Genomic DNA, 4,935 nt, shown 5'->3' with positions numbered 1-4,935 from the left:
ACGGCAGAAGATGATGATGGTAAATGCAATTCATTGTTCCTCTGCGGAAGTTTTTTCATCAGAAGGAACAGGTGTGTATTCGAGGCAGTGTACCGAGAAAAAACGGATTGCCGTTTCGAAAAATCCCGCTGTCCCCCTTGTTGGAAGAGAGTTTTTCTATACAAGTTTTACAATAAAAAGGGGGAACTTTTCCATTTTTGCATCCCTCAAGCTCTCGATTGCTGGTTTCAGTGCTGCGGAGGAATCAGACGGGGCGACCGATTGAGAGATTGCAATCTCTGTTTTTTTACGATTTCCCGGAAGCGTTTCCCGTTGGTCTTGCCGAACCATCGCTTGCGTCCGTCCGCTGATCCAAGCCCGGGCGCGCAGTGATTGAGGGGAAGCCGAAAATGGAGAAATCCGGTGAAATCCACATCATTGCCGGTTTCTGCTCTACGGTGAAAAATAGCCTCTTCGTTATTTTCACCGCCGGTTGAAAAATCCGGTTGGAATGGTATTGTAGGAGCGAAAACGGGAAGGACTGCAGATGAGAATACTGTTTCGACCGGCTCTGCCGGTCATGGTTTTGGCCGGATGGCTGCTCTCCGCCGCCGCCGTGGAACCCGATGTTGCGTGGAAGAGTTTTCCCGCGCAGCAGGAGTTCCTGCGCCGGAAGCTGATCCGGAAGCCGGAATACCGGACCGCGGTCGATGCACTGCATCAGGCGCGTCAGGATGCGGCGGACGCCGTTCTGATGGCGTGTCGCAGACACTCCGGCGTGCGCAGCGCGTGGACACGTCTCCTGCTGGCCCGCCGCCGGCTGGCGGAAAATTCCGGCGACCCGGACCGCAATCGCGCGGTGTGCGCCGCGGCCCGCACATTGCGCGAGGAGCTCCGTTCTGTGCCGGAGGCGGCCCGGGCGGAGAAGGCGGTTGCCGCCGCCGTGGAAACGGAGGAAAAGACGAGCCGTAGCGCCGGGGGTTCCGGCTCATTTCCGCCCGGCGACGGCCTGTTTGACGGCCTCTTCGATGCAATCGGCGAAACTCCTGCCGGGGAAGAGGCGCGTCGGATCGGTTTCTTCGAATGGCTGGAGCGGTCTGTGTTGGCGGAACACCCCGGAACCGCTCCGGAACCGCTCCGGCGTTTGCTCGCCCACCGCCATGCGCCGCTGGAGGCGGGGCGCGCTGCGTCGCCGGACGGCGAAGAGTCGCTGGCGGAACCGATGGATGAATTGTTCCGCATCCTTGCCATGACCGCTGCCGGGGAAATTCCGTCGGGAACGGCGGCGGCGATGATCGAGGAGATCTCGCCGGAGCTGAACCCGGTTTCCGGGACGCTTGCCGCCGGGGTGGTCGCCGCTTTGCCGGTGAGGCGGTGGCGCCGCCCCGATACGGAGGGATTCCGCTGGAATTTGATGCGTCTCTACCGCGACGGCGTGCTGACGGAGGCCGATGGTCCCTGGTTCCTGCTCTGGCTGGAGGAGGGGCTGACCGTGCAGGATTTCGCCGCGCTTGCCGCCACGCCCGGCGTCAACCGCGATGCGTGGCTGGCGGCGATGATCGCCGGACGGGTCGCGTCCGACCGTGCCGCGTCCGCCGCCTCCGCCCCGGTTTCCGGCAGCGGGGCCGCCCGCAAACGGGGGCTGGAAGAGCGGCGGAAGAGGAGCATGGCGGCGGCGGAGGAGGCCCGGCAGGCCTGGAGCCGCGCCCTGTCGCTTGCGCCGGACCGGCCGGAACCGCTTCTCGGTCTGCTCCGCGCGGACCGGTTTTCCGATCGTTCGGCGGCGGAACGGGTCGCCATCTTCCGTGAGCTGATCCGCCGCTTTCCCGGAGATTTTGCGGCGTACCGGCTGATGGCGGAATCGCTTCTTTCCGCCGGCGGAAGTCCGTTGCGTTCGGTTGCGGAACTGGCCTGTGCGGCGATGGATTCCGGTCGGATTGATACCCGGATTCCGTTGTTCGGCTTCGAACTGCTTGCGCTTCCCGGGGCGAGGCGCTGGGATTACCGTTGGAAGAATGGCTATCTGCAGCCCGGCGTCGCCCGGAGCGGCGACCGGCTGTTCGACTGGTTTGAGGCGGCGGAACTCCCGGCGGATGCGCGCAATCTCCTTCTGCTGCACCGGATGAGCTTTGAAATGGCCACGCTTCGGTACGACCGGGCGCTCGCAACACGGAAGAGAATTCCGCTCGATGAGGCGAAGCTTGCCGCTCTGGTGGCGTTCCCTCGTCAGGAGATTCTGACGCCGGACTGGCTGCCCGGATTTGCGGAATTCCAGAATCCGGTTCCTCTGCTGTATTTGTTTACCGGCAAACAGGGGAAAAAGCTTCAGGATCTGGAGCGGGAATTCCTTCAGGGGAAACAAAATGTCCCGGGGCGTCTTGCCGCCTTGATCCGTTCCAACCGTTGGACGGCGGAGGAGCGCGACGTGTTGCTTGATCTCTGCGGTCGCTGGACGCTGCCGCGCGATGTGCGGGCGTATATCGGGCGGTACGGCAACCGGGATTCGTTCCGGCTGGCGCTCACCTGCGGCCGTGCCGATCTTATGGCGGAGATGGTCGGAATGGGCTATCGATACGATCGTTTCAGCGCCTGGCCCGGGCAGAGCGCCTGGCGGATTGCCCGTATCGGACGGGATCCTGCACTGCTCAATGCGTTGAAAAAAGCGGGAGATCCGTTGACGCGGGCCGAGCCGAACAGCGGCCGGACCCCGCTGCATGAGGCGGCATCCCGGCCCGGAAGCGCCATGACCGGGCGGTTGATTGCGCTCAAAGTTCCCTGCAATGTGGTGGATCGCCGGGGAGCGACGCCGCTTTTCTGCGCCGCTTCCGCCGGAAACGCCGACGGAGTCGCGCTGCTGTTGAAAGCGGGGGCGGAGTGCGATCGTGCCATGCGGGGCGGCATGACGCCGCTGATGGCGGCGATCCGCTCCCGGCGGGGAAGCGCGGTCTGGGAGCCGCTGGTCCGCCGGAGTGCGCGGATTGACGCCCGGGATCGTTCCGGCCGGACCGCGCTTCACTATGCGGCGGAGTATTCGGAGGATCCTGAGCTGATCAAGGCGCTGATCGCCCGCGGTGCTTCGCGGACGCGGTGCGACCGGCAGGGGCGGACGCCGGCGGAGATTGCCGCGGAGCATGGCCGCGACAAGATCGTTTCGCTGCTCCGGCCTTGAGGCGTTTCTATTTCCTGTCGATTCGAGCCAGGGTGTACTGGACCGGGGAGGGTTTCTCCCGGTTGCTCCAGTCCTCCTGCGCCATGGCCTCCACCGCGTCGAAAAGCGCGTAGCAGGCCTCTTCATACGGGAGTTTGCCCAGCTCGGAGATCAACCGGATTGCCCGGTCCACCAGCTTTTTGTTGGAGATGTCCACCCAGCTCATCCAGTTGCCGGCCACTCGGCCCAGCTTGACCATCGTCCCGGTGGAGATGGTGTTGAGCGCAAGTTTCACCGCCATGTGATGCATCAGGCCGAGCGGCGAATCCGCCGCTCCGGAACGGAGCTCGAGCGTGCGGTGGACCGGATATGGCGCGGCCGCCGTTTCGAAGGCGGCGACAAGTTCCGGATTGCCCGGCGCGCCGGGGATGAGCACGAGCACGGCGGCGTCCTTTTTCCCGGTGTGCCGTTCCGGCGCCGGTTCGTTGCCCACCTCCATCTGATACAGGTCGCCGGTGCCGATGTGCGGCGGTGCGGCGATGATTTTGTCCTGCGCTCCCATCGCGGTGTAATCGGCCGGGGTCCACTCCAGACAGCGCGGTGCGCGCCGGAGCATGTGCTGCCAGGTCTCGCGGGTGGAGTAGCAGGGGTTCTTGACGAACGCCCACGACGGCACGGCCGCCGGGTCATCCTTCCGACGGAACGGCGGCAGCATGAAGGTGGGCGAGCGTTCGGTGGTGTCGGTGAAGAGGTCGAGCAGGTAGTCGTTGGCGAAATAGGTGACCTTCCCGCGACTGGCGTAGGTTTCCGCTTCGAAATCGATCTCTCCGGCGATGGCGGCGACGGAATCGGCGGACTCCAGAAATCCGAGCACCCGCTCGAAGGCGTCGGCGAAGTTCTCCGGCGCCGGGAGTTCCGGGCGCAGCTCCGCGAGGATGGTTTCGAGCAATGCGCCGCCGACCAGCTGTTCGCTGGTGGTCGCCTGCATCCGGGTGGAACCGGCGATCGCCATCGGTCCGCAGCAGAGGTCGAGCACCGTCACCGCCGGATTGTCGATCACTTCGCGGCAGCGGACCAGCCGTTCCCGCAGCAGCGCGGCTGGATTGTTGAAGAGCAGAAAGACGGCACTGCCGCGATCGACCGCCTCTTTGACCGTGCCGATCACGGAACTGGTTTCGCCGCCTTCGGTGATGGCGACGAGCATATCGTTGTTCCCCATGCCGAGGTCGGCGACCTGCCGCCGGCCGAAGCTCTGATAGTCCTCAAAGAACTCCACCGAACGGATCAACGCATAGTCGCCGCCGGTCATGATGCTGGCGACGGAGTCCGCCCGGAGAGTGCCGGGGTGGGTGACGCAGTACTCCCGCCACATCGACTCGAGCAGAATCGAAAGCCGGCCGGTCGCGCCGCAGCCGGAGAAGACGATCCGCCCGCCTCCTTTTACGGTGCGCACTCCCGCTTCGACCATGCGGCGGAACTCCTCCGAGGCGAAGATTCTCCGCGCCATCGGGAGCACTTCGCGGTCGGCGCGCTGCAGCAGCCGGACTCCCTCTGCCGTCGCGGAGGCAAAGGCGCGATCGAGGTTCCGGGTGATCGGGTTGGACTGCTCCGTGGGCAGGAAGCCGAGGTGAAATTCGGTTTCGTTTTCGAGAAAGTTGCGGGCGGCGGTTCTGGCTTTTTCTTTCATCTTCTTGCATCCTTAACAGTTGAAGGGAACGGGCGGTGCGAGGCGGCGCAGGATTGCATCCATGCAGCGGTGCACCGCGGGGAGACTCTTTTCCGCTTCGGCGCGCGATTCCATGCCGAAG

The 4,935-nt window shown here is 64.3% G+C and carries 3 protein-coding genes; 2 read left to right on the top strand and 1 reads right to left on the bottom strand.

Annotation, left to right across the window (positions count from 1 at the left end; translation table 11 throughout):
- Positions 1-265: hypothetical protein (locus ACMLHG_RS01550; protein WP_417169317.1), on the top strand; the 265-nt coding region annotated here is incomplete at its 5' end.
- Positions 266-526: 261 nt separating this feature from the next.
- Positions 527-3,148, top strand: coding sequence for an ankyrin repeat domain-containing protein (locus ACMLHG_RS01545; protein ID WP_417169316.1), 2,622 nt, complete (start codon positions 527-529; stop codon positions 3,146-3,148).
- A 7-nt stretch (positions 3,149-3,155) separates the two neighbouring features.
- On the opposite strand, the gene ACMLHG_RS01540 is transcribed toward ACMLHG_RS01545, so the two are convergent.
- Entirely contained in the window at positions 3,156-4,814 is a 1,659-nt protein-coding gene (locus tag ACMLHG_RS01540) for a sugar phosphate isomerase (protein WP_417169315.1), read from the bottom strand.
- Between the last annotated feature and the right edge of the window lie 121 nt (positions 4,815-4,935).

The sequence above is a fragment of the Victivallis sp. genome (genome assembly GCF_048170485.1).
Classification (GTDB): Bacteria; Verrucomicrobiota; Lentisphaeria; order Victivallales; family Victivallaceae; genus Victivallis.
The sequence above is the reverse complement of the archived record's forward strand: the minus strand, read 5'-3'. Positions and strand labels throughout refer to the sequence as shown.

Excerpts from the sequence above, each read along its gene's own strand:
- ACMLHG_RS01545 (WP_417169316.1), top strand. The coding sequence starts at position 527 with ATGAGAATACTGTTTCGACCGGCTCTGCCGGTCATGGTTTTGGCCGGA.
- ACMLHG_RS01540 (WP_417169315.1), bottom strand. The coding sequence starts at position 4,814 with ATGAAAGAAAAAGCCAGAACCGCCGCCCGCAACTTTCTCGAAAACGAA.